Source organism: Paenibacillus sp. 2KB_20 (assembly GCF_052115765.1).
In the GTDB taxonomy this organism is placed as follows: domain Bacteria; phylum Bacillota; class Bacilli; order Paenibacillales; family Paenibacillaceae; genus Paenibacillus_AQ.
The window spans coordinates 891,654-911,814 of sequence record NZ_JBFRHH010000001.1 but is presented as its reverse complement, the minus strand read 5'-3'; the positions used below and the strand labels follow the sequence as shown (position 1 = coordinate 911,814).

Annotated in this window: 22 protein-coding genes and 6 tRNA genes; 22 read left to right on the top strand and 6 right to left on the bottom strand. The window is 49.5% G+C overall.

What is annotated here, in order from left to right; all coding sequences use genetic code 11:
- Window positions 1–65 precede the first annotated feature (65 nt).
- Both cmpA and AB4124_RS04265 read right to left on the bottom strand, forming a co-directional pair.
- Complete coding sequence (gene cmpA, locus AB4124_RS04270; protein WP_015737250.1) at window positions 66–197, bottom strand: cortex morphogenetic protein CmpA; 132 nt, start codon at window positions 195–197, stop codon at window positions 66–68.
- Window positions 198–277: 80 nt separating this feature from the next.
- On the bottom strand, window positions 278–628 hold the full coding sequence (locus AB4124_RS04265; RefSeq protein ID WP_071222576.1) for a hydrolase/acyltransferase: 351 nt from the start codon (window positions 626–628) through the stop codon (window positions 278–280).
- A 97-nt stretch (window positions 629–725) separates the two neighbouring features.
- Here AB4124_RS04265 and AB4124_RS04260 point away from each other — a divergent pair, with 97 nt between their 5' ends.
- The 13 genes from AB4124_RS04260 to AB4124_RS04200 all read left to right on the top strand — a co-directional run bounded on the left by AB4124_RS04260 (window position 726) and on the right by AB4124_RS04200 (window position 10,349).
- The gene (locus tag AB4124_RS04260) at window positions 726–1,232 is read left to right on the top strand and encodes a SprT family protein (RefSeq protein ID WP_441971310.1); all 507 of its coding nucleotides are present in this window, start codon (window positions 726–728) and stop codon (window positions 1,230–1,232) included.
- A gap of 26 nt (window positions 1,233–1,258) precedes the next feature.
- A tRNA-Asn gene (locus tag AB4124_RS04255) sits at window positions 1,259–1,334 on the top strand.
- Between the two features lie 3 nt (window positions 1,335–1,337).
- A tRNA-Ser gene (locus AB4124_RS04250) sits at window positions 1,338–1,426 on the top strand.
- A gap of 180 nt (window positions 1,427–1,606) precedes the next feature.
- The gene (locus tag AB4124_RS04245; protein WP_441971308.1) at window positions 1,607–2,302 is read left to right on the top strand and encodes a Type 1 glutamine amidotransferase-like domain-containing protein; all 696 of its coding nucleotides are present in this window, start codon (window positions 1,607–1,609) and stop codon (window positions 2,300–2,302) included.
- 116 nt (window positions 2,303–2,418) lie between these two features.
- Window positions 2,419–2,493, top strand: a tRNA-Glu gene (locus AB4124_RS04240).
- 84 nt (window positions 2,494–2,577) lie between these two features.
- A tRNA-Lys gene (locus AB4124_RS04235) sits at window positions 2,578–2,653 on the top strand.
- A gap of 39 nt (window positions 2,654–2,692) precedes the next feature.
- A tRNA-Leu gene (locus AB4124_RS04230) sits at window positions 2,693–2,775 on the top strand.
- A gap of 312 nt (window positions 2,776–3,087) precedes the next feature.
- A complete protein-coding gene (locus AB4124_RS04225) occupies window positions 3,088–3,552 on the top strand; it encodes a KGG domain-containing protein (RefSeq protein WP_076324669.1) in 465 nt (154 codons plus the stop codon).
- Between the two features lie 262 nt (window positions 3,553–3,814).
- Complete coding sequence (locus AB4124_RS04220; RefSeq protein WP_441971306.1) at window positions 3,815–5,482, top strand: AraC family transcriptional regulator; 1,668 nt, start codon at window positions 3,815–3,817, stop codon at window positions 5,480–5,482.
- Between the two features lie 118 nt (window positions 5,483–5,600).
- Window positions 5,601–6,623, top strand: a complete 1,023-nt coding sequence (locus tag AB4124_RS04215; RefSeq protein ID WP_441971304.1) for an ABC transporter substrate-binding protein — start codon at window positions 5,601–5,603, stop codon at window positions 6,621–6,623.
- Window positions 6,624–6,663: 40 nt separating this feature from the next.
- On the top strand, window positions 6,664–7,671 hold the full coding sequence (locus tag AB4124_RS04210) for a FecCD family ABC transporter permease (protein ID WP_441971302.1): 1,008 nt from the start codon (window positions 6,664–6,666) through the stop codon (window positions 7,669–7,671).
- Window positions 7,664–8,683 carry a FecCD family ABC transporter permease gene (locus AB4124_RS04205; RefSeq protein WP_430111788.1) on the top strand — a complete coding sequence of 340 codons (1,020 nt, stop codon included), beginning with the start codon at window positions 7,664–7,666 and terminating at the stop codon, window positions 8,681–8,683. Before AB4124_RS04210 ends, AB4124_RS04205 begins: the two co-directional genes overlap by 8 nt.
- Window positions 8,684–8,705: 22 nt before the next feature.
- Window positions 8,706–10,349: an alpha/beta hydrolase gene (locus tag AB4124_RS04200; RefSeq protein ID WP_441971300.1), complete on the top strand. Its 1,644-nt coding sequence runs from the start codon at window positions 8,706–8,708 to the stop codon at window positions 10,347–10,349.
- Window positions 10,350–10,450: 101 nt separating this feature from the next.
- On the opposite strand, the gene AB4124_RS04195 is transcribed toward AB4124_RS04200, so the two are convergent.
- Complete coding sequence (locus AB4124_RS04195) at window positions 10,451–11,095, bottom strand: hypothetical protein (protein WP_379416286.1); 645 nt, start codon at window positions 11,093–11,095, stop codon at window positions 10,451–10,453.
- Window positions 11,096–11,271: 176 nt separating this feature from the next.
- On the opposite strand from AB4124_RS04195, the gene AB4124_RS04190 reads away from it, so the two are divergent.
- From AB4124_RS04190 to AB4124_RS04165, 6 genes are all read left to right on the top strand, one after another.
- The gene (locus AB4124_RS04190; protein WP_076324662.1) at window positions 11,272–11,628 is read left to right on the top strand and encodes a helix-turn-helix domain-containing protein; all 357 of its coding nucleotides are present in this window, start codon (window positions 11,272–11,274) and stop codon (window positions 11,626–11,628) included.
- Between the two features lie 109 nt (window positions 11,629–11,737).
- Window positions 11,738–11,820: transfer RNA gene (locus AB4124_RS04185), tRNA-Leu, on the top strand.
- Window positions 11,821–12,007: 187 nt separating this feature from the next.
- A complete protein-coding gene (locus AB4124_RS04180; RefSeq protein WP_441971298.1) occupies window positions 12,008–12,427 on the top strand; it encodes an organic hydroperoxide resistance protein in 420 nt (139 codons plus the stop codon).
- A gap of 139 nt (window positions 12,428–12,566) precedes the next feature.
- Window positions 12,567–12,809, top strand: a complete 243-nt coding sequence (locus AB4124_RS04175) for a zinc ribbon domain-containing protein (protein WP_006212369.1) — start codon at window positions 12,567–12,569, stop codon at window positions 12,807–12,809.
- Window positions 12,810–12,898: 89 nt separating this feature from the next.
- On the top strand, window positions 12,899–13,174 hold the full coding sequence (locus AB4124_RS04170) for a hypothetical protein (protein WP_076324660.1): 276 nt from the start codon (window positions 12,899–12,901) through the stop codon (window positions 13,172–13,174).
- Window positions 13,175–13,262: 88 nt separating this feature from the next.
- Window positions 13,263–13,688: a thiol-disulfide oxidoreductase DCC family protein gene (locus tag AB4124_RS04165; protein WP_441971295.1), complete on the top strand. Its 426-nt coding sequence runs from the start codon at window positions 13,263–13,265 to the stop codon at window positions 13,686–13,688.
- A gap of 12 nt (window positions 13,689–13,700) precedes the next feature.
- Here the strand turns inward: AB4124_RS04165 and AB4124_RS04160 are convergent, their stop codons facing one another.
- The 3 genes from AB4124_RS04160 to AB4124_RS04150 all read right to left on the bottom strand — a co-directional run bounded on the left by AB4124_RS04160 (window position 13,701) and on the right by AB4124_RS04150 (window position 16,582).
- The gene (locus tag AB4124_RS04160) at window positions 13,701–14,177 is read right to left on the bottom strand and encodes a FixH family protein (protein WP_441971294.1); all 477 of its coding nucleotides are present in this window, start codon (window positions 14,175–14,177) and stop codon (window positions 13,701–13,703) included.
- A gap of 41 nt (window positions 14,178–14,218) precedes the next feature.
- Window positions 14,219–15,637 carry a PepSY-associated TM helix domain-containing protein gene (locus AB4124_RS04155; protein WP_441971292.1) on the bottom strand — a complete coding sequence of 473 codons (1,419 nt, stop codon included), beginning with the start codon at window positions 15,635–15,637 and terminating at the stop codon, window positions 14,219–14,221.
- Window positions 15,638–15,715: 78 nt separating this feature from the next.
- A complete protein-coding gene (locus tag AB4124_RS04150; protein WP_441971291.1) occupies window positions 15,716–16,582 on the bottom strand; it encodes a thermonuclease family protein in 867 nt (288 codons plus the stop codon).
- A gap of 310 nt (window positions 16,583–16,892) precedes the next feature.
- On the opposite strand from AB4124_RS04150, the gene AB4124_RS04145 reads away from it, so the two are divergent.
- From AB4124_RS04145 to AB4124_RS04135, 3 genes are read left to right on the top strand one after another with little or no spacing between them, the layout of a single operon-like run.
- Window positions 16,893–18,047 (top strand): hypothetical protein, encoded by a 1,155-nt coding sequence (locus AB4124_RS04145; RefSeq protein WP_441971289.1) that lies wholly within the window; start codon window positions 16,893–16,895, stop codon window positions 18,045–18,047.
- Entirely contained in the window at window positions 18,047–19,297 is a 1,251-nt protein-coding gene (locus tag AB4124_RS04140) for a CpaF family protein (RefSeq protein WP_441971287.1), read from the top strand. Before AB4124_RS04145 ends, AB4124_RS04140 begins: the two co-directional genes overlap by 1 nt.
- Window positions 19,294–20,151 (top strand): type II secretion system F family protein, encoded by an 858-nt coding sequence (locus tag AB4124_RS04135; RefSeq protein WP_441971285.1) that lies wholly within the window; start codon window positions 19,294–19,296, stop codon window positions 20,149–20,151. The genes AB4124_RS04140 and AB4124_RS04135 overlap by 4 nt, the downstream gene beginning before the upstream one ends.
- The last annotated feature ends 10 nt before the right edge of the window (window positions 20,152–20,161 follow it).

Here is a 20,161-nt window from a genome sequence, read left to right as displayed (position 1 = left end):
AATGCAAAAATAAGCCGGACAGGATGTCCGGCTTATTGTCATACCTATGGATCGGTTGCAGTGCCCTAACGGGCATTCGAATTTTCTTCGCCCGGGGAATTCCGGTAAAAGTACCAGCATTCGTTCAGCAGCTTGATCTGACGTCTGTCCTTTTTGCGAAAAGCGCGTGTCAATTGATTGCAGAGCCATTGCGGCAAGGGTATCTCCTCCTCTTGCTAATTCCATCTGTATGGATAGCATATGGGGAAAAAGCCCAAAGCGTGCAGGTCTACCTCGATTATAACGCTTCTTCCTCGTACCATTGCTCAAGCTGCGCTTGGAGAGCCCGAATTTCGGTAAGCAGCGAGATGAGTGGATATTCCGTTTCCTTAAGGGAAGCAAAGGCTTGCTCAAGCTCATTTATGTATTCCAGACCACCTTGAATGCTCAGCGATTCCTGCAGCAAATCCAGATTGTCGCATTCGGCTACAGCAAGTGGCAGCTGAGGTTTGCCTGCGGCGGTGAGTTTATCGATTTCCTTATTGAGGCGTAAATTTAAAGCACTGAGCTGGTAAGCATAGTCACTGGGCATTTCGACAAATAACAGCTCGTCCTGTCCTTTTAAAATAACGTAGCGCATGTTTGGCATGATTGCAGGTTCTCCCTCCATACTTTCTACTTGACAGTGTAGCCCAGAGAGAAGTTAAAATTCAAGTAGCATTTATAAGGCAAAAGGAAGGAAAGACATGGTGACGAAGAACGAGATGAGCAATGAAGAACTGCAGGCATGGGTTGAGAAAGTCTCGCTGGAGAGCTTCCGGGTTCCGTTCAGGCACAAGGCGACGTTTAACCGGCGATTGTCCTCAACAGGCGGCCGCTATTTCATGAAAAGCCATCATATCGAGATCAATCCGCATCAGCTGGCTACGCATGGCAGGGAAGAGGTGGAGAAGATCATCAAGCATGAGCTGTGCCATTATCATCTGCATATTGCGGGCAGGGGATATCGGCATCGGGACGCTGATTTCAAAAACCTGCTGCAAGCCGTTGGAGGGAGCCGTTTCTGCAAGTCCTTGCCGAAGGGCAAGGCTGCGGGCCGTCGGGAGCCGGAACCTTATCGATATAAACTTCGCTGCAGTGCCTGCGGGACGGAATACCTTCGTAAACGGAAGATGAATCCGGCTCGTTATCGGTGCGGAAAGTGCGCCGGACGCCTTACGCTTCTGAAGCTTGACTCCCCTACGAAGTCATGATAAATTATTAATATCCAACTTAATGTTCCCTGATAGCTCAGTTGGTAGAGCACTCGACTGTTAATCGAGTTGTCACAGGTTCGAGTCCTGTTCGGGGAGCCATATGGAGAGATACCCAAGTGGCTATAAGGGGACCCTCTGCTAAGGGGTTAGACTGCGTAAGCGGTGCGAGGGTTCGAATCCCTCTCTCTCCGTTGAGCGTTACATCGAAGAAAGCTCCCATCACCAAGTGATCGGGAGCTTTTTTTGCATAGGGATGAGAATCCTGGATAGGGTTCGTCGGAGCATAAGCAGCGTTAGGCATTCTTCGCAGTCTCGACCAAAGAGAGAGTATCCCTCTCTCTTTGGCCTAGCGTAAATGGGGGCAGAGAACAATGAAACAGATAATTGCCATGGGTGGCGGCGGTTTCTCGATGGAACCGGATAATCTGCTGCTTGATCGCTATATTTTGGACCAAGTACCGAAAGAAATGCCTAAGGTGTGTTTTGTTCCGACAGCAAGCGGGGATGCGGATGGTTATATTGAACGTTTCTATCATGCTTTCCGGACACTGCCGTGTACTCCCATTCATCTGTCGCTTTTCCAGCCGAACTTTGCCGATCTTCGGTCTTTTGTACTCGAGAAGGATATCATCTATGTTGGCGGGGGCAATACCCGCAATATGCTGGTCTTGTGGAAGGAATGGGGCCTGGATCAGATACTCCAGGAGGCGTATGAACAGGGTGTCATCTTAACTGGGTTAAGCGCTGGTTCCAATTGCTGGTTTGAGCAAGGGGTGACGAACCCATTGAACGCGCCTTTGTACAAGCTTGAGGGTTTGGGTATATTACGAGGCAGTCATTGCCCGCATTATGATGGTGAGAGCAAAAGAAGACCTGCCTATCATAAACTTGTGCTTCAAGGTGAGGCACAAGCAGGATATGCTGCTGATGATGGGGTTGCTTTGCATTTTATGGACGGACGGCTGCATAGGATCGTAAGCTCAAGGAAAAATGCACATGCATATCATGTGGAACTCGAAGGAAATCGCGTTCAAGAAGAGAAGTTAACGCCGGATTTTTTAGGCTGATTTATAAGCCGAAAAAGCCCCGAAAATAAATATTAAAATTTACGAAAAAAAAGCTTGCCAGCATTTTTGAAATTATGCTATACTCAATCTTGTCGTCACGGCGACGTGGTTAAAGTGGCCCGTTGGTCAAGGGGTTAAGACACCTCCCTTTCACGGAGGTAACAGGGGTTCGAATCCCCTACGGGTCACCACTTTCTATATAACCTCGGGATGAGAACCCCGTCGGTTCTACGGGACACCACTTTCTTATATGGCAGCCGCACGATTGTCATCGAGAGCCATTAGCTCAGTTGGTAGAGCACCTGACTTTTAATCAGGGTGTCGAAGGTTCGAGCCCTTCATGGCTCACCATTTTTATGAAGTAACGAAATGATGTATCCCTTATATTATGCGGTAGTGGTGGAATGGCAGACACGCTATCTTGAGGGGGTAGTGGGTGTATACCCGTGGAGGTTCGAGTCCTCTCTACCGCATACGAACATTAAGAAAGGCTCCGCACTTTGTGCGGGGCTTTTTTTTGCGTTTAAGATATCAGAAAGTATACACTTCGAAGCATGGCCTACCTGATATCGCAAGAAAAACAACATCTAAACGCGGTCTGTCTTCTCTAGAATGTACGTCGATAGACGTTTTTCTTATATCAAGGTTTACATAGGATTCATCACGGTTTTCATCGATTTTCAGTGCGCGTTTATGCAAAACGGGTGTTTCATCTCTGGTCAGAAGTTTAATATCATAACGTGGACGAGCAACAACTTCAAATTACCTATAAGGAGTGATTCAGAATGGCTAATAACAACAATGGAAAGATGAGCCGTGAAGAAGCAGGACGTTTAGGTGGAGAAGCAACTGCGAACAAACATGACAAAGAATTCTACCAAGAAATCGGACGGAAGGGCGGCGAAGCAACTTCCCGTTCCCATGACAAAGACTTTTATCAGGATATCGGTAAAAAAGGCGGGGAATCCACGTCAAACTCTCATGATAAGGAATTTTATCAGGAAATCGGCCAGAAGGGCGGGGAAGCGACTTCCGACTCTCATGGCAGAGAATTCTATGAGGACATCGGACGTAAAGGCGGCGAGGCTACCTCGGATTCCCACGGACGTGAGTTCTATCAAGAGATTGGGCAGCAGGGCGGCGAAGCCAGAAGCGGCAGCGACAGCAACGGGGATGGCAAGATGAGCCGTGAAGAAGCGGGCCGCAAAGGCGGCGAGGCGAGAGCTAGGCAGCGCCAGCGGGGGAACTAATGACAATCCGGTGGATTTGAGATAAAGTTTCCCTCCCTTGAAGGGGACTGAATTGCTCACATGAGAAAGATCCGCCTCATCCACACCATTTGAAAAGCAGCAGCTACGACTCCCTGACAGGGAGCACGTGGCTGCTTTCTTTTTGCCTTACATCGTCATGCGATAAGGTGGAGAAGAGAAGATCGTGCTGGACTTTTGGGACGGTGTATGATAATTATATGATAATGATAACCATTCTCATTTAAGGTTGGGGTCTGTACATATGGTAAACCTATCGACGAATAGCAGTAGCAAAAAAGATTCACGTGAATACAGCGGGTTTATGGCCGGTTTATGGAATATGGATATTGTTCATGGGCATGAGCTCTCCTTGGAGCAGCAGTTGGCAGTGCAGCCAGCCCTGATCATCCCGCTGAGCGGAGAAACCTGTTTACAACAGGCAGAGCAAATCACCCGTATGAATAAGGGATGTGTTTATTTTTGTGCAGCAGGGTCTACTTTCGGAATTACGAGTGCCGATCTCAAGAGTTCCGAGGAACACGAGCAAGCTTCGGTTGCAATACTTCATTTTAGTTTCATGGAAGGTGTCTCAGGCAGCGGTCGATTGCATGAGGTGGACGGCGCCACTCTCATGCCCTATGATGGCATCTTTGTCATTAGCTCTCCGGACCGCTTGAATCTCGTCTGTCGGTCGATGTATAAGGATTTTCACAGCAAGGAGCCCATGAAGCAGTGGAGGGTTCAGCTGGATTTTCAAGAGCTGCTATATACGATGATTGCCGAATGCAGCCCATACTCCAAGAATGATAAGCGGCAAGCGCTGGAGCGGGTGAAGGAGTATATCGAGGAACATTATGATGAAGATTTAACGATTGAACAATTGGCGAACCTCTCCGAGCTAAGTCCTAAATATTTTGTAGAAGTATATAAGAAGACGTATGGGTGCAGCGCAATGGATTATTTGGCCCATGTCCGTTTGAACAAGGCGAAGCAGCTGATGCTGGGCTCCGATTCTTTGCTGCGTGAAGTGGCGCATATGGTGGGGTATAAGGATGAATTTTATTTTAGCCGCAAGTTCAAGAAGGCATTCGGGATCTCTCCCTCGGTGTATATGAAGACAAGGAAAAATAAACTGGCGATGTACGGCTCCACAGCCCTCCTGGGTTACGCCATGCCGCTGGATTTTACGCCGTATGCGGCTCCGCTTCATCCGAAGTGGTCACAGCATTACTATAACATTCTTGGGCCGGATATCCCGGTCCATCTGGATGCATACCGCCAGAATCATAACAAATATGCCAATCTGGAGAAGCTGGCCTCGGCACGCCCGGAGCTCATCGTCTGCGCACAGGGGGTGGAGGATTGGGAGAAGGAACAGCTTCGGCTGATTGCCCCTCTCTACGAAATGCCGGCAGAGCAGGAAGGGTGGCAGTTTAATCTGCTAGGTCTCGCTAAATTGCTGAACAAGCTGCCTGAAGCAGAGCGATGGATTGAAACGTTTCATCATAAAATATCGACTTACCGTGAGAAGCTCCCCACTGAAATGATGGATGCACGCACGCTTTTGACCGCACGCCTGCATCAGGATGAACTGATAGCTTACAACCATCCGGGCATGAAGGAACTATTATTTGATTATTTCAATTTTCAGCCGGCGATGCCTATGGATTGGGAGGATAAAGGATGTTTAACGATTGAGCAGATCAAGGAGAGCCGCGCAGACCATATCCTGCTCTTGATCCGTCAGGATTCGGAAACGCTGGCGAATTGGAGGAAACTGCAGGCAACGCCGGAGTGGATGACCATACCCGCGGTGCGAGAAGGAACGTTCCATCCATTATCCTCTTACCCTTGGCGCGAATACTCTCCCATTGCGATGGAGCAGATGGCGGAAGAGGCCTTCCGGTTGTTTTCCGGAAATTGTCCATGAGGAATCCGGTTATTTGTCCATGGAACTAAGAGAGCAAATCCTATACTATGATCAATAATGATAATCATTATCAATTATTCGAGTGATCATAGATCATGGAAGGGGTATTAGGAGAGAGATGAAACGAATGAAATGGGTTTTGGGGTTATTGCTGGCATTTGCGTTGGTACTGTCCGCTTGCGGTGGAGGTAACGAGGCTAAAGATACAGACGGAGCAAGCACGAATAATGCAGCAGAAAACACGAATACAGCCGGGGAGGATAACGCTGCGAAAGAAGAAGCGCCCCCCGCATCGTCCGATACTAAAGTTGTAAAATACCTCGATCAGGAATATACGCTTCCGGCCAAAACGGAGCGCATCGTCATTACGGGTGCCGTTGAAGCCATGGAGGATGCCATTGTGTTGGAAGTGAACCCGGTTGGAGCGATCACCTTCTCGGGTAAATTCCCGCCGATGTTTGAGTCGATCACGAAGGACGCCCAGTCGATTGGTGAGAAAATGGAGCCGAATTTCGAAACGATCCTGTCTTTGAAGCCGGATGTGATTTTAGCATCGTCCAAAGCCAAGCCTGAAGTCATTGAACAGTTGAACAAAATTGCTCCCACGATTCCGTACTCCCATATCTCGACCAACTGGGAGAGCAACCTGAAATTGCTCGGCGAGTTAAGCGGCAAACAGGAACAAGCGGAACAGGAAATCGCGAAATATAAAGAGGACTTGGAAAAAGTCAAAGCGACGATTGGAGATAGCCTGAAGGACAAGAAAGTTCTGGCGCTTCGGATTCGTGCAGGTGAGATGTACATCTATCCGGCAGGGGTGTTCTTTAACCCGGTATTGTATGAGGATTTGGGGATTGAAGTACCGACTGAAGTAGCCGCAGCCAAAGCACAGGAACTGATCTCGAAAGAGAAGATTGCAGAGATGAATCCGGATTACGTATTTGTCCAATTCTCGCCAGATGAGAATAAAGATACGCCGAATGCTTTGGAGGAACTGCAGAATGATCCAATCATGAAGAACTTGAATGCATTCAAGAACGGCACCGCTTTTGTCAATGTGGTAGATCCACTCGCTCAAGGCGGAACTGCGTACAGCAAAATCGAGTTTCTGAAAGCTGCGGTCGAAAGCCTGACAAAGTAACATCAAACATTTCAGTATAAACCTATAAGGCGTGTTGTTCATGGGATTCAAAAAATCACTGCCGGCAGTCATCCTTGTGATGGCCCCGGCAGTCTGTTTATTGCTCATAGCGGCCTCCATCCTGTATGGAGCCAAGAATATTACGATGGATACCGTTTGGGATTCCATCTTTGCTTTTGATTCGGAGAACATCGATCATCAGATCATTGTGAGTTCTCGATTGCCGAGAGTCGTCGGCGCAATGCTCATCGGCGCTTTTCTCGCGGTATCAGGTTCGTTAATGCAAGGAATGACAAGGAACTATTTGGCGTCCCCATCCATCATGGGGGTATCCGACGGTTCGGTGTTCGCGGTGACACTGTTCATGGTATTTATCCCGAACGCCAGCTCCAATATGTACATTGTCAGTTCGTTGATCGGCTCCGCCATCGGAGCAGCCGTCGTGTTCGGCTTGGCATGGCTTATTCCTGGCGGACTCAGTCCGGTTCGACTGGCTATACTCGGAACCGTAATCGGGACGTTTCTTAGCGGTACCGCAGAGGCATTGGCGGCCTATTTTCAAATATCGCAAAATATCAGCTTCTGGTACAATGCCCGATTGCACGCAATGGACCCGGAACTGATCAAACTGAGCATTCCGTTTGCTATCGTTGGTTTATGCCTTGCCGTCGTTTTGTCCAAATCGATCACGCTGCTGTCGCTCGGGGACGAGACGGCCAAGGGGCTCGGTGTGAATACATGGCTGATCAAAGCCCTTGCGATGCTGGCTGTTGTTATTCTGACCGGCGTATCTGTTGCGCTGGCGGGTAAGGTTGCTTTTGTAGGTTTAATTATTCCTCATATTGCCCGTTTCCTGTCCGGCTCGGATTATCGATGGATCGTACCGGTGTCGGGCGTGCTTGGTGGCATGTTTCTGGCATTATGCGATATTCTCGCACGGTTTGTGAATGATCCGTTTGAGACGCCAGTGGGTGTTATTACTTCGTTGATCGGTGTTCCTTTCTTCCTTTATTTGATCAAGACGAGGGGAGGGGCTCAGCGTGCGTAACACCTACTATCGATTCCCGATTGTTCTTACTGGAGGAATCTTGATTGTATTGACTGCCGTATATTTCAGTCTGACTAACGGGACGTTTGATATGTCCATCAAGGAAGTATTTCAGACACTGCTGCGGCTGAGTCCCAATTCCGATTTTGATCTCGTCGTGTTTGAATTCAGGCTGCCGCGTATTGTGCTTGGCGCTCTCGTCGGGTTTGCGCTGGGTATGGCCGGTGCCGTTATCCAGGGGGTTACTCGCAACGGACTCGCGGATCCGGGCATTCTCGGCATCAATGCAGGTGCAGGCATGGCGGTTGTGTTGTTTATGTTCTTGCTGCAAGGACAGATCACGATGACCGGCTGGCTCGGGGTTATGATGATGCCGATGTTCGGTATCGCTGGCGGCTTGGCGGCGACTACGGCCATATTTATGTTCGCGAGAGAAAACGGAAAGCTGGATCCGCAGCGGCTAATTCTTGTGGGAATAGCGATTGCCTCCGGCTTCGGGGCTATTACGATGTTCCTCTCGCTGAAAATGAATCCATCGGATTACGAGATGGCCGTAGCTTGGCTGGCCGGCAGCCTTCACAGCGCCAACTGGAAGTTCGTGGTCACGATGCTTCCTTGGCTCATTATGCTGCCGCCTATCATTTGGCTCCGCTCTCAAGTTCTCGACTTATTCCAGCTGAGCGAGGAAAGCGTGAAGAGTGTCGGGGTATCTGTCGAGCGTGAGAAAAAGGTATTGCTTCTATGCAGCATCGGTTTGGTCAGTGCGAGCGTTGCCGTATCCGGCAGCATTGGGTTTGTCGGTCTGATCGCTCCGCATCTGGCGAGGCAGCTGGTTGGGCTGCGGCACAGGCATATCATCCCGATCAGTGGTATAGCAGGTATGGCGATTGTGGTCATAGGCGATTTCATCGGCAGAACGATATTCGCTCCGGCCGAGCTGGCTGCAGGCATTGTGGTGTCCGTCATCGGGGTTCCGTATTTTGTCTATCTATTAATTCGCATGAGAAAATAAAAGCAGCTTTCGGGAGGATCACATGAATCGTTATCAACAGCTGGTGGTTGAGGACAGGGAACTCACACTGTATTTACCTCCTTCTTATCATGAGTCGGATCGTTCCTATCCTGTTGCCTATGTACAGGATCAAGGAGATATGTTTACGGACTGCCTCAACTATCTGCATCATCTGTTTGCAGCAGGCCAACTGGTCGAGGTCATCCTGGTCGGGATATCGTCTACGAATCGGAATCGTGAGTATACGCCTTGGCCGGCTGAGCCGCTGCTGGAGGGCAATCCGCCTTTCGGCGGGGAGGGCAGAGCTTATGTCGATGAGGTTGCGGATGTCATCAAGGCATACATAGACAGACATTACCGTACGCTCGCAGCACCCGAGCATACCGCAATCATTGGCGGTTCCTTTGGCGGTTTGATCTCGATGTTCGCGGGATATTGGCGTGCCGAGACCTTTGGACGGCTCGGGATGCTGTCGGCTTCGTTATGGTATGACGGGGTTATGGATTACATCAGACAGCAGGGAGAATTGCCTGCCGGACTGAGGGTGTATATGTCTGTTGGACAGTTGGAAGGTGCGTACAAGGAAAATGCGCAGAAACATATGTTTTCGAATAACGTCGAGGCCCATCGGTTCTGGATCGAACAAGGGGTGAGCCCCGAGCGGATCCAGCTGGCGGTAGATCCTGATGGAACCCATGATCCCATTTTTATGGCTAGAAGATTTCCGGATGCGCTGCGGTGGTTGTTCGTCAAGGAAGAAGATGACCAAGAATCCGAGATGGCGCGTTCTCAGCATGAAGGTAAGGATCATCACGAAAAACACGAAAAGGATGAAGAGCGCGATAACCGCGATGACCATAACAATAACCTCGAAAAGGATTCTTTGTTTTGCATACCGGGAACGGTGACATGGTCCATGCAATCCGACGTCACAGGCCGTGAATACCGTATTTTTATTGCCGAACCGATGGGACCGCCACCCGAAGGAGGTTATCCTGTGTTATATTCGCTGGATGCCAATGCGACCTTTGGATCGCTTGCGGAGGCAATCCGAGTGCAATCCCGGACGCCCCGTGGCATTCCCTCGGCGCTTATTGTCGGGATCGGCTTTGACAGCGACAGTCCCATTGTGAGCAGCGAGCGTTTTTATAACTTTACTGAATATGCTGAAGACCATGAACTGCCGGTCCGTCCTAACGGATTGGATTGGCCGAAAACAGGCGGCGTTGAAGCATTCCTTACGTTTATCGAGTTTCAGCTGAAGCCGGCCGTAGAGCGTCAATACGCGGTGAACCGTTCGAAGCAGGCGTTGTTCGGGCACTCGCTCGGTGGTTTTTTCACCTTGTATACATTATTCACCAGACCGGAAGCCTTTTCGCGGTATATTGCGGCCTGTCCCTCGGTGTGGTGGAAGAACTACGTGCTGTACAAGCGATGGGAAGAGGGGAAAGCCCGTTTACAGCAGAGTGGACAGCGCAAAGAGCTGCGTCTGTACGTGGGAGCCGAGGAGAAGCCGTCCATGGTGCAAGACGCCAGGGAACTCTATGCATTCCTCAAAGGGCATAATGAGGTGCTGGAGACTACGTTTCATGAAATTGAGGGAGAAGGCCACGTCTCGGTGCTGCCAGCTCTGATAAGCCCTCTGCTTCGTTTTGTAAACGCGTAATATGAGAATGATGATTTAAGCATAAATAAGCAGCCTCATATCCAGTGATAAAGCCGGATAATGAAGCTGCTTATTCAGTGTTGTTGCATGTAGGCAGAGAGTTAATCGAGTAATTCCGGATCATCAAGGATGGAAGAGTACTTCGGGTATAATCTGCGAATGCAACCCGGACAGATATCGTGGGTGAATTCAATAGGGAGGCGGCTCTCCAAATAGCTCTCCACAGGTTCCCACTCTTGCCCGTGGTGAACGTATTTGCATACGGCGCAGATCGGAATATGCCCGGGAAGGGGAAAGCTGTGAGCCAGCGCTTGTTCCAGCAGCAGTTCCTTGCGTTTGAACTTCGTAATATCCGTAAATAATATCATAGCTCCGTGAATACGGCTGTCCTTGTTGATAAGCAGCGGCAGTACCTCACATAAAACCCAAATCTCTTGGCCGTTCCATTGCACCGCATATTCAAAGGAATAATCAGACAGCTTACCCAGCATAACATCTCTTACGGAGGGCACATCCAACTCATGGAAAAAATGATCAAACGAAGCCAAACTCAAGGGCCGGGAAGCGATATTAAAAAAAGATGCCCCCTCCCACCCAAACTCAGCGGAAACACCATATCTTTCGGCCATGGTAATGAGTGGATCGTTAATTTTGTCTATGATGCCATCCGGGGTAAGGATCATCAGTCCTTTATTCAAGGAATGAACCGCATTATTCCAGGATGTGATCATGGTATCGTAGGGCAAATGACTCGCTCCTCATACTAAATAGACTCATGACTAAAAGATACAACGTTCCATGAGTACTATGGTATAATTTAGGCAATATATGTTGATTATACACTTAATTAAGTGGTTTTGCAAGAGGAAAATACGTACATAAGTAATTTTCTTTCAAAGAGAATTAGGAAGGCGGTTGTTTGATGCAGTCTATTTACCAACGAATCGAACATCTCATAGAAAGCCGAGGCATGACCAAGAAGGCGTTTTGTGAAACCCTCGGGATCAGCACAGGGAATTTTGGTGATTGGAAGAGGGGGAAAACAACGCCGAGCACGAATAAATTAATTGAGATAGCAGCATTCTTTTCCGTAAGCTTGGATTGGTTGATTATTGGCAAGGGCAACCCTACCCGAGTCAGGGAAGCGCGTGGAGAGTATGGAGTGGACTCGGAATCTTCCGATCTTCCCTTAATGTCCGGATTGGCAGAGAATGAGAAGGAGTTTATCCGTGAATATATTGAGTTTTCAGCCTACCGGAAGGAAAAGCGAAACGACTAGAACTAGCTGCTCTTGCGCCTAAGCCAATGACCCATAATTTGGTTCTTTACTTTTGTATGATGGAACAGTATAATAGGGAATGTTCGCTACAGAACATCCCTTATAACATGCGGTAGTGGTGGAATGGCAGACACGCTATCTTGAGGGGGTAGTGGGTGTATACCCGTGGAGGTTCGAGTCCTCTCTACCGCATACTTTATGAAGAAGCTGTTTATCAAGAGGAATTCTTCCTTTGATAAACAGCTTTTTTGTTTGCCTTTCCCGAGCTGGGAATATGCTGTTTCTTTTGCGAGTTGCCCTATTTATCGTTTCGAATTGTGCTGCAAGTTTAAAGAATACATGTAGAGACCATAATAGGGCATGAAGGAGATGAACGAGCATGAAACCATTATACACAGCAGATGTAAAAGTCATTGGAGGGCGTGAAGGCTCTGTTGAATCTACGGATGGGGTTCTTAATCACCAATTAAGCATGCCGAAGGAGCTTGGAGGACCGGGTGGTAACGGAACCAATCCGGAGCAGCTGTTTGCAGCCGGCTATGGCGCCTGTTACGAAAGCGCTCTGGCTAATATTGCCCGTAAAGAGGGTGTCGAGCTCAAGGACGTTGTGATACACTCCCAGGTTATGATCGGAAAGGACGAAGGCGCTGACGGCTTTAAGCTTGCAGTGAAGCTAAAGATCGAAATGCCGGGTATCGAACGAAGCCAGGCGGAGGATCTCGCGAAGAAAGCGCACGCGTTTTGTCCGTATTCCAAAGCAACCCGGGGCAACATCGACGTGGAGTTAAGCGTAAGCTGACCATAAAGGAAGGAATTCGGGTGGCTCTCTGACAATGGAGGGTCATCTTTTTTTGTCGACTTATGATGCTGAATATGAAACTTTTTACATGATACGCCGTATTTCAGTTAAAGCTATGAAATGGAAAGGGGCGCTTAAGATGCGTATTGAACAAATGATAGAGGAACGGTTTGTATGCAGCAAATGTGGAGGAAATCACTGCCAGACGAAAGAGGTCTCGATGTCTGGGGCCGGGCTGAGTAAGATGTTCGATATTCAGCACAATCATTTCCTATTTGTTTCCTGCACGAACTGCGGATATGTGGAAGTGTTCAACCCGGATATATTAGAAGGTAAAAAGAGGGGGCAGCTTGGCTCGATCCTGGATGTGTTCTTCGGTTGACATCACCCCTAAAATTCTTTAATATGACTAAGTACCAGAAAGTACAAACCAGTCATAGGGAATTTAAATAAAATAAACGGGTGATGAACATGCCATACAGACCGCAGATTGCAAATGTGACCACAGCTGGAAGCAATGAAAAAGAAGGGCTTTACGAATTCATTATCCACACGGCTGACGGAACGGATATTCGCGTATTCTATAACCGCTTCCCGGAATGGAAACTGACTGCGCTTAGCCGACTTGGGAAAGTACCTTGCCCGGTTTGTCGTAAGGATTTCATATGCAAATGCATGGAGAAATTCTCAAACGAATTCGACCAGCAGATGAAAGACGGCGAGTGGCTGAACAAAGCTGCTGAGTAATAAACCAATAAGCGTACTTGATCAAGCGTAGGAGAGGGCTCCTGCGTTTTTTCTTGTTTATGGGTATGGGAAGGGAGCGAAGGAGTATATGGAGGATCGTGCAACGGAAAATCATGAGGAATATGCCATTGTGCTGATTGATGGTGTGTGCCATTTGTGCCAGGGTCTGACGCAGTTCATTATCAAGAGAGATCCTGGGGGGGCCTTTCGCTTTGCTTCGCTACAATCCGAGATTGGGCAGGAGCTGTTGAGGCAGGGAGGGCTTAGTGGAGATACTACGGAAACGATGGTTCTGATTGAACAGGGGAAGTATTACACAAGGTCGACGGCCGCTCTTCGGATTGCACGGCGTCTTCGTTTTCCTTGGCCGCTGTCGTACATTCTGATTCTGATTCCCCCTTTTTTACGGAACCTGGTGTACCGCTGGGTGGCGAAGAACCGTTACCGGTGGTTCGGACAATCCACTGAATGCATGGTTCCGACGCCGGAGATTCGGCGCCGGTTTATGTCCTAATGCGATCTTGTATTAATGATGATGTTCTGTCGTACCTTCTTGAAATGTGGGGGTACCCGCTTGCAGATAGGCAAGCTCGTCCTCGGACAGTTTGCCGACGGCGAACGGTTTCTGGGGAATGATGATGGACCCGTTGTTGCCGCTGTGCAGCTTGATGAAATATAGCCCCTCTTTATCGAAGGTTTTGGTTACCGTGTACACACCATCACCGACCTCTACCGCATCCGTCATGGGATCCCGCAGGGAGCCGTCATGGCTCCACAGCTCATAGTGGACAAAATCCGCACCGGGTACTCTTTTGCCATCCTGGGTAAGGATAATCTCGATGGTCTCCGGTTGATGTACGGATAATGCATCCGGAATGTTCACCTCGGCGATCAGCGGGATTTCTTTTTCATACCGGTTGGCTGCATCGGGACTGGCCGAGCAAGCACTCAGCAGCAGGACCGATAGCAGAACGGATAATATAAAACGGCTTTTCATGATCATGAAACCGCCACCCCTTATTGTAGTTTGAGTATATAACCGAATCAGGCATTTAGAAATGTCTTGATCGCCGGTACCCTCCGAACGATGACATAATCGATGATCCACACGATGATGAGCGACAAGCCCACAAGCGGGAATAGGATCCCCAAAGCGATGAGCAGCAGAAGAAACAGCCTCATTTTTTTGGCATCTACCTCGGGCGCTTTTGGTGCCCCCAGTCCATGATCCGGTTTACGCTTCCACCACAAGTACAAACCGCTTACCGCAATAAAAATGATTCCTATGCATATAAGCAAACTGAAGATTTGGTTGACGATACCGAACTGGGTTCCTTTATGCAGCGTAATGCCAAGGGCAACGGCTTTGCCGACGATTCCGTAATGATCATAGCGATAATCCGCCAAGACCGCGCCGCTGTACTGGTCGATATGCATGGTAGCCTCGTCTTGTGCTTTGGGCGGATAGGCAGACATTGTGTACACCCCGTCCGCTTGCTGCGGGATGCTGATGGTGTAGCTTGGATGGATCCCCTCACTTCGGGCCACATACATCACATCTTCGATGGGAAGCGGGGTAAAGTCAGAGATGGTCGAATTGGGAACTGCCAGATTCTCGGCGGCCCAAGGTACTTCGGCCACTTCCTTGGTCTGCATGACATGAGAGGATGGCGCACTGCCCGACCAGATGGACGGCGGATAACCGGCACCGGTATTAGTCGCCATGGTTTGAAAATTGCTGCCCCACAGGCCTGACCAGGGCAACCCGGTCATAATAAGAAACAACATGCCTGCGGCAATCCAGAATGCAGGAACGGCGTGCAGGTCTCTACGAAGAATCTGCTTGCCCTTGCCCAGACGCGGGTACAGGATGCCCGCGAGGCTTCTTTTCTTTTTGCCTTTGTTTTTGTTTTTATTTTTCGGAAACCACAAATACACCCCGGTCATGATCAGCACGATCGCCCAGCAGGCGGCAAGCTCCACGATCCGGTCCCCCACGGTCCCGACCATCAGCTCGCCGTGGAACTCCTCGATTTTGTCCATGATGCGGTCTTTGTCTTTCAGCTCGCCAATCTTTTCTCCCGTATAGGGGTCCATGAAGACGGTCATGGATTCGCCCCCTGAGGTCAAACTAATCTCTGTAGAGCGGGAGTCCGACTCGCCTGGGCGGTATTTCGTGATCGTAGCGTCAGGGTAGAGCTCTTTAACTTGTCCGACCAGCTTGCTGGGCGTTACCCGTTCAACCTGAGGGGTTACCGTGTAGTAGTCCCGATATAGCGCTTGTTCAATCTGAGGCTTAAATAAGTAAACGGAGCCGGTGATAGCCAGGATGATCAGAAAGGGAGCGAAGATGATGCCGGCATAGAAGTGCCATCTCCATACGATTTTGTACCATGCGGCAGAGCTTGGATTTGGCGGTTGACTTTCATTTGGTTTGCTTGCTGGAGGTTTCTTTTTCCCCATGGCTGGTGGCTCCTTTTCATTTACGGCTAAAATTTATATAAGATGAACATGAGCGTTCATTTCATATATCAGATGAGTTTACTTCGGGGCCCGGAAACCGGCCTGGACGGCTTCTGCCTCGCTGCAGAACCACTGCTCCTGCTTCGTGCGCTCATAGTATGGAGATTCCGGTGTGTGGTAGATTTTTTCACCCTTCGAGTTGATGTTGCCTTTGATGTCGCAGCCTTGCTTTGACTTTTGGCTGTTCTCTTTCGGGGCTTGGGTTGCTGCTGTGCCATTGCGGCTGCTGTTGTTCTTGTTGTTGGCGTCGTCCTGCTCCTCCGGATGGAAGCCGTCTTCCTGGGCATAGTTCTCTACGCTCCATATGCCAAGCGCCTTGTCCCGGCTGATCCGCTGCAAGTCATCAAATTTGTCTACATAGCGGGTGTTGGGCGGGTAGATATAGGCCACGCGGGCGAGTCCTTCTTCAAGCAGCGATTCCTGGACCATTTTTCCGTCGGCATATACATACGCAAGAAGCCTGGAGTATTTATCGCGGTTCGGACCGATATCAAATTCCAATTCAAGTTGATCGGCTTGTTCCACAAGATCCTTCGTAAAAGCCTTGGCCTCGGGCCCGAATGGTTGTACGCCCAGCTTCGGATGACTCGTCTCGGGCGTGTCGACCAGGAGCATCCGAACGTTCTCCTTTTTGCCTTCGAACATTACGCTGATGGTGTCTCCGTCAACGGCTTTAACCAGTTCCACGGCTACCCGCGGAAGATTCAGATCATCGGTTGGATAGGTCGTTTGTTTGGAATTCGTCGTGCTGGTGTTTGACTTGGCTTCGGATTTAACGGTTGTTGCGGTTTCATTGTTTGATGTCGCAGGGGACATCAGCGGCTGGCTGCAGCCGGATAATAACAGCAGGGCGGTTAGAAACGCGGCTAATATACGTTTGTTCATAGGTGTCACTCTCCAAGCTTGGAAGTATTGGTTTAGATGGTTTAGGAGTTTATATATGTTAATTCTATATAAGAAGTTTCTATATAGAGAACACTCGTTCTAAGCCTATATAGTAGGACATTTATCCTTGTTTTGACAATAGTGATTAAGGGCTATCTGTATATAAAAAATAAAATCTTGCCGTTCTGCTGCAACTGTGATATTCTAATGTCAAATTATAACAGACAACGGAAGCACCGTTCATTGACCGCATATTGCGGCCTTTGACGGTGCTTTTTTGGCGTTGTTACAGAAAAGAGGGATTGGCTTTATGATACCGGCCCGACTTGTGCTGGCAGTGCAGGATTCCCGGTATGTTGAACCGCTGCTGAGTTATTTGCATGGAAGTTCTTACGGATCGGTTCTTCAGGTGACCGCATTTACCCGCACCGATTCATTTCTACATTATATGGAAGTGGGGGAAGTACCGAATCTGGTCGCGGGGGATACGGAAATGCTGGAGAGTTGGCTCAGCCGGGGGGAGACTTCGGTTCCTTGGCTGCTTCTAAGTGAAGGCCATTCATCATCTTCTCTCGTAGAGGGGGGCAACAGTACATTCAAGTATCAACCGCTGCCTCAGTTGATGGAAGTCATCATCACCCACTGTAAGCGAAGCGGTGGGGCGCTGGAGAAACTGAATGTCGGAACAACCTCGGTGATTGGCATCGTATCTCCCCTGAGCGGGAGCGGGAAGTCAACGATAGCCATGAACATGGCGAAGCAGCTGGGCGTGCTGGGATTGAAGGTGTTCTATCTTAATTTGGAGACGGTGAACAGCAGTGCATTATTTCCTTCCGGTTCGGTGGGCATGGAGGGCAGCTTTTCAAGATTGTTGTATGACATTAAGGCCTCACAAGAATCGGCTTCGGGGACAGAGTTGTCGATAACCCCTTATATCATCAGACATCATGGCCTGAAGTGCGATTCCTTTGAGCCCAGCTTCAATGTAAAGGAAATCACGGAGATGACCATGGAGGACACCGCTTTGCTGTTGGCTTCCCTCGTATCGTGTAATCAATATGATGCCATTGTCGTGGATACCGAGGGATACATGGGGGAACGAATGCAGGCGGTTCTTGAACAGGCCGGAGTGCTATTCTGGATTTTATTGGATGATCTAATGAGTATGTATAAGAGCGGTATATGGATGGATCAATTGGAGCTCAAGGATTCCGCGCTTTTCGGAAACTTGAAGAAGCGGAGCCGATTCATTGTCAATCGATACACAGGACAACTTGTTAACGGATTCCCCCGCAAGGATATAAGCATAGACAGCGTACTGCCTTATATTCCTTCATGGAAACAGCTCCATCGGGAAGAACTGCTGTTGTCCTCACCCATCTATCAGAGAGAGGTATTGAAGCTCTGCCAGCAGCTGCTGGAGGGCTCGGGTATCACACCAGTGCAAGCGGGTGGTGAGCAGTGATGATGGAGGATCCGTTCAAGTCGGTTCGTGACCAGGTTCGTTCCGAGCTTGATATGAGTGCGAGCATTAACAATTCGGAATTGATGGCCCGCATCGAGGAACTGGTATGGAGAAGACGCGAGCTTATGGAGCTGACAGCCGCCGAGAAGCGGAGGCTGGTGCGCAGGGTATTTGATTCTTTTCGCGGGTTGGATGTGCTTCAACCATTAGTGGATAATCCTCGAATTACGGAAATTATGATTAACAGCCACCAGGACATATTCATAGAGCAGGATGGCGATGTGAAGAAGCTGCCGCTCCAATTCGAATCGCAGAGCCGCCTGGAGGATATCATTCAGAGCATTGTCGGTACGGTAAACCGGGTGGTGAATGAATCAACGCCCATCGTTGACGCCAGATTGAAGGATGGCTCGCGGGTAAATATCGTACTGCCTCCAATAGCGCTGAAAGGGCCGACCATGACGATCCGTAAGTTTCCGGAATCACCGATGACGATGGATGACCTGGTTGGAAGGGGCGCGCTAACAGAGGAGGCAGCGGAGCAGCTTCGGATATTGGTCAAGGGTAAATACAATATTTTTATAGGCGGAGGGACAGGTTCGGGGAAGACGACTTTCCTGAATGCATTATCGCAGTATATTCCGCCTGATGAGCGTGTCATCACGATCGAGGATTCGGCGGAATTGAAGATCGTGACGGTTCCGAATCTCGTGTCGCTGGAGACCCGGAATGCAAACACGGAAGGCCGGGGGGAAATCGCGATACGCGATCTGATTCGTTCCTCGCTGCGGATGCGCCCCAATCGGATCGTGGTGGGCGAGGTACGGGGAAGCGAGGCGCTGGATATGCTGCAGGCGATGAATACCGGGCATGACGGAAGTCTATCGACGGGGCACGCCAACAGCACGCAGGACATGATCAGCCGTTTGGAAACGATGGTGCTGAGCGGTGCGGATCTTCCGATCAGCGTAGTCCGTCAGCAGATTAGCTCGGCGATTGATATTTTCGTTCATTTATCCCGGCTTAGAGATCGATCGCGGCGCGTAACGGAGATTAGCGAAGTGATCGGAATGAGCGGCGGCGAGGTGCTGCTGAATCCACTGTACCGGTTCCGCGAGACGGGCGAATCAGGCGGCCGGGTGATTGGGTGTCTTGAACCTTGCGGTAACCCGCTTCAATCGGCGGACAAGCTTCATATGGCCGGGATTACGGCTTGGCCGCTGCAGAAGATGATGGAGGTGACGTCATGAAGCAATCTGGCGGTGCTGTATTGACTCCGGAAGAGGATCAAGGTGAGCGGGTGATCAAGAGGAGTAAGGGGGCTGGAAAGCGTGAGCATGCTGCGCCTACTCGAACCAACACTCTCCCGGATTACGGCGTCTATCATCTCTCGCTGAGACAGAGAACAGCATGTGTCATCCTTGGCGGCCTTTTGTTTTTCTTCATCGGTTATCTGTTTTATCACAATCTGATTTTGTCGCTGCTGCTTGGAACGGGAGGTCTGACGGTCCCTAAATTTTGGCGACGGTTTATGTTGGAAATCAGGCGCAAGACGCTGAATCTTCACTTCAAGCAAGCTCTGTATTCCTTGTCTTCATCTCTGTCGGCTGGCCGCTCCGTAGAGAATGGGTTCAGGGACGCCGTTCAGGACTTGCTGCTGCTGGATCCCGGGGGCAACAGCGATCTGATCTTCGAACTCAAAGTCATTGTGTCCCGTTTGGAGTACGGCGAGCCTATTGAAACAGCTTTGCAGGATTTTGCACGTAGGGCGGGGATGGAGGATCTGACGAACTTTGCCGATGTCTTCTCGACTTGCAAACGAACAGGCGGTGATCTGGTTGAAGTCGTGCGCAGAACCTCTTCTGTCATCGGAGAAAAGCTGGATATTCAGCAGGAGATATCCGTCATGATCGCCCAGAAGCGGTTTGAATCCAAGGCGCTTCTTGCGGCTCCTTTCCTCCTGCTGCTGTTCATGAATATGACATCTCCAGATTATATGGAGTCCATGTATAGCGGATCGGGGATCATAATCTCTACTTTTGCACTGGTGGCTCTAGGAGGCTGTTTCTTATGGATCACTAAAATGATGAATATCAAGGTGTAAGGAGGTGAGG

What these genes read in the sequence shown, in the direction of transcription:
- AB4124_RS04245 (WP_441971308.1), top strand. Translation starts at nt 1,607, where the DNA reads ATGAAACAGATAATTGCCATGGGTGGCGGCGGTTTCTCGATGGAACCG.
- AB4124_RS04260 (WP_441971310.1), top strand. Translation starts at nt 726, where the DNA reads ATGGTGACGAAGAACGAGATGAGCAATGAAGAACTGCAGGCATGGGTT.
- AB4124_RS04265 (WP_071222576.1), bottom strand. Translation starts at nt 628, where the DNA reads ATGCCAAACATGCGCTACGTTATTTTAAAAGGACAGGACGAGCTGTTA.
- AB4124_RS04210 (WP_441971302.1), top strand. Translation starts at nt 6,664, where the DNA reads ATGGGATTCAAAAAATCACTGCCGGCAGTCATCCTTGTGATGGCCCCG.
- AB4124_RS04175 (WP_006212369.1), top strand. Translation starts at nt 12,567, where the DNA reads ATGCGTATTGAACAAATGATAGAGGAACGGTTTGTATGCAGCAAATGT.
- AB4124_RS04180 (WP_441971298.1), top strand. Translation starts at nt 12,008, where the DNA reads ATGAAACCATTATACACAGCAGATGTAAAAGTCATTGGAGGGCGTGAA.
- AB4124_RS04145 (WP_441971289.1), top strand. Translation starts at nt 16,893, where the DNA reads ATGATACCGGCCCGACTTGTGCTGGCAGTGCAGGATTCCCGGTATGTT.
- AB4124_RS04225 (WP_076324669.1), top strand. Translation starts at nt 3,088, where the DNA reads ATGGCTAATAACAACAATGGAAAGATGAGCCGTGAAGAAGCAGGACGT.
- AB4124_RS04140 (WP_441971287.1), top strand. Translation starts at nt 18,047, where the DNA reads ATGATGGAGGATCCGTTCAAGTCGGTTCGTGACCAGGTTCGTTCCGAG.
- AB4124_RS04155 (WP_441971292.1), bottom strand. Translation starts at nt 15,637, where the DNA reads ATGGGGAAAAAGAAACCTCCAGCAAGCAAACCAAATGAAAGTCAACCG.
- AB4124_RS04170 (WP_076324660.1), top strand. Translation starts at nt 12,899, where the DNA reads ATGCCATACAGACCGCAGATTGCAAATGTGACCACAGCTGGAAGCAAT.
- AB4124_RS04160 (WP_441971294.1), bottom strand. Translation starts at nt 14,177, where the DNA reads ATGATCATGAAAAGCCGTTTTATATTATCCGTTCTGCTATCGGTCCTG.
- AB4124_RS04215 (WP_441971304.1), top strand. Translation starts at nt 5,601, where the DNA reads ATGAAACGAATGAAATGGGTTTTGGGGTTATTGCTGGCATTTGCGTTG.
- AB4124_RS04190 (WP_076324662.1), top strand. Translation starts at nt 11,272, where the DNA reads ATGCAGTCTATTTACCAACGAATCGAACATCTCATAGAAAGCCGAGGC.
- AB4124_RS04150 (WP_441971291.1), bottom strand. Translation starts at nt 16,582, where the DNA reads ATGAACAAACGTATATTAGCCGCGTTTCTAACCGCCCTGCTGTTATTA.
- AB4124_RS04200 (WP_441971300.1), top strand. Translation starts at nt 8,706, where the DNA reads ATGAATCGTTATCAACAGCTGGTGGTTGAGGACAGGGAACTCACACTG.
- AB4124_RS04220 (WP_441971306.1), top strand. Translation starts at nt 3,815, where the DNA reads ATGGTAAACCTATCGACGAATAGCAGTAGCAAAAAAGATTCACGTGAA.
- AB4124_RS04135 (WP_441971285.1), top strand. Translation starts at nt 19,294, where the DNA reads ATGAAGCAATCTGGCGGTGCTGTATTGACTCCGGAAGAGGATCAAGGT.
- AB4124_RS04165 (WP_441971295.1), top strand. Translation starts at nt 13,263, where the DNA reads ATGGAGGATCGTGCAACGGAAAATCATGAGGAATATGCCATTGTGCTG.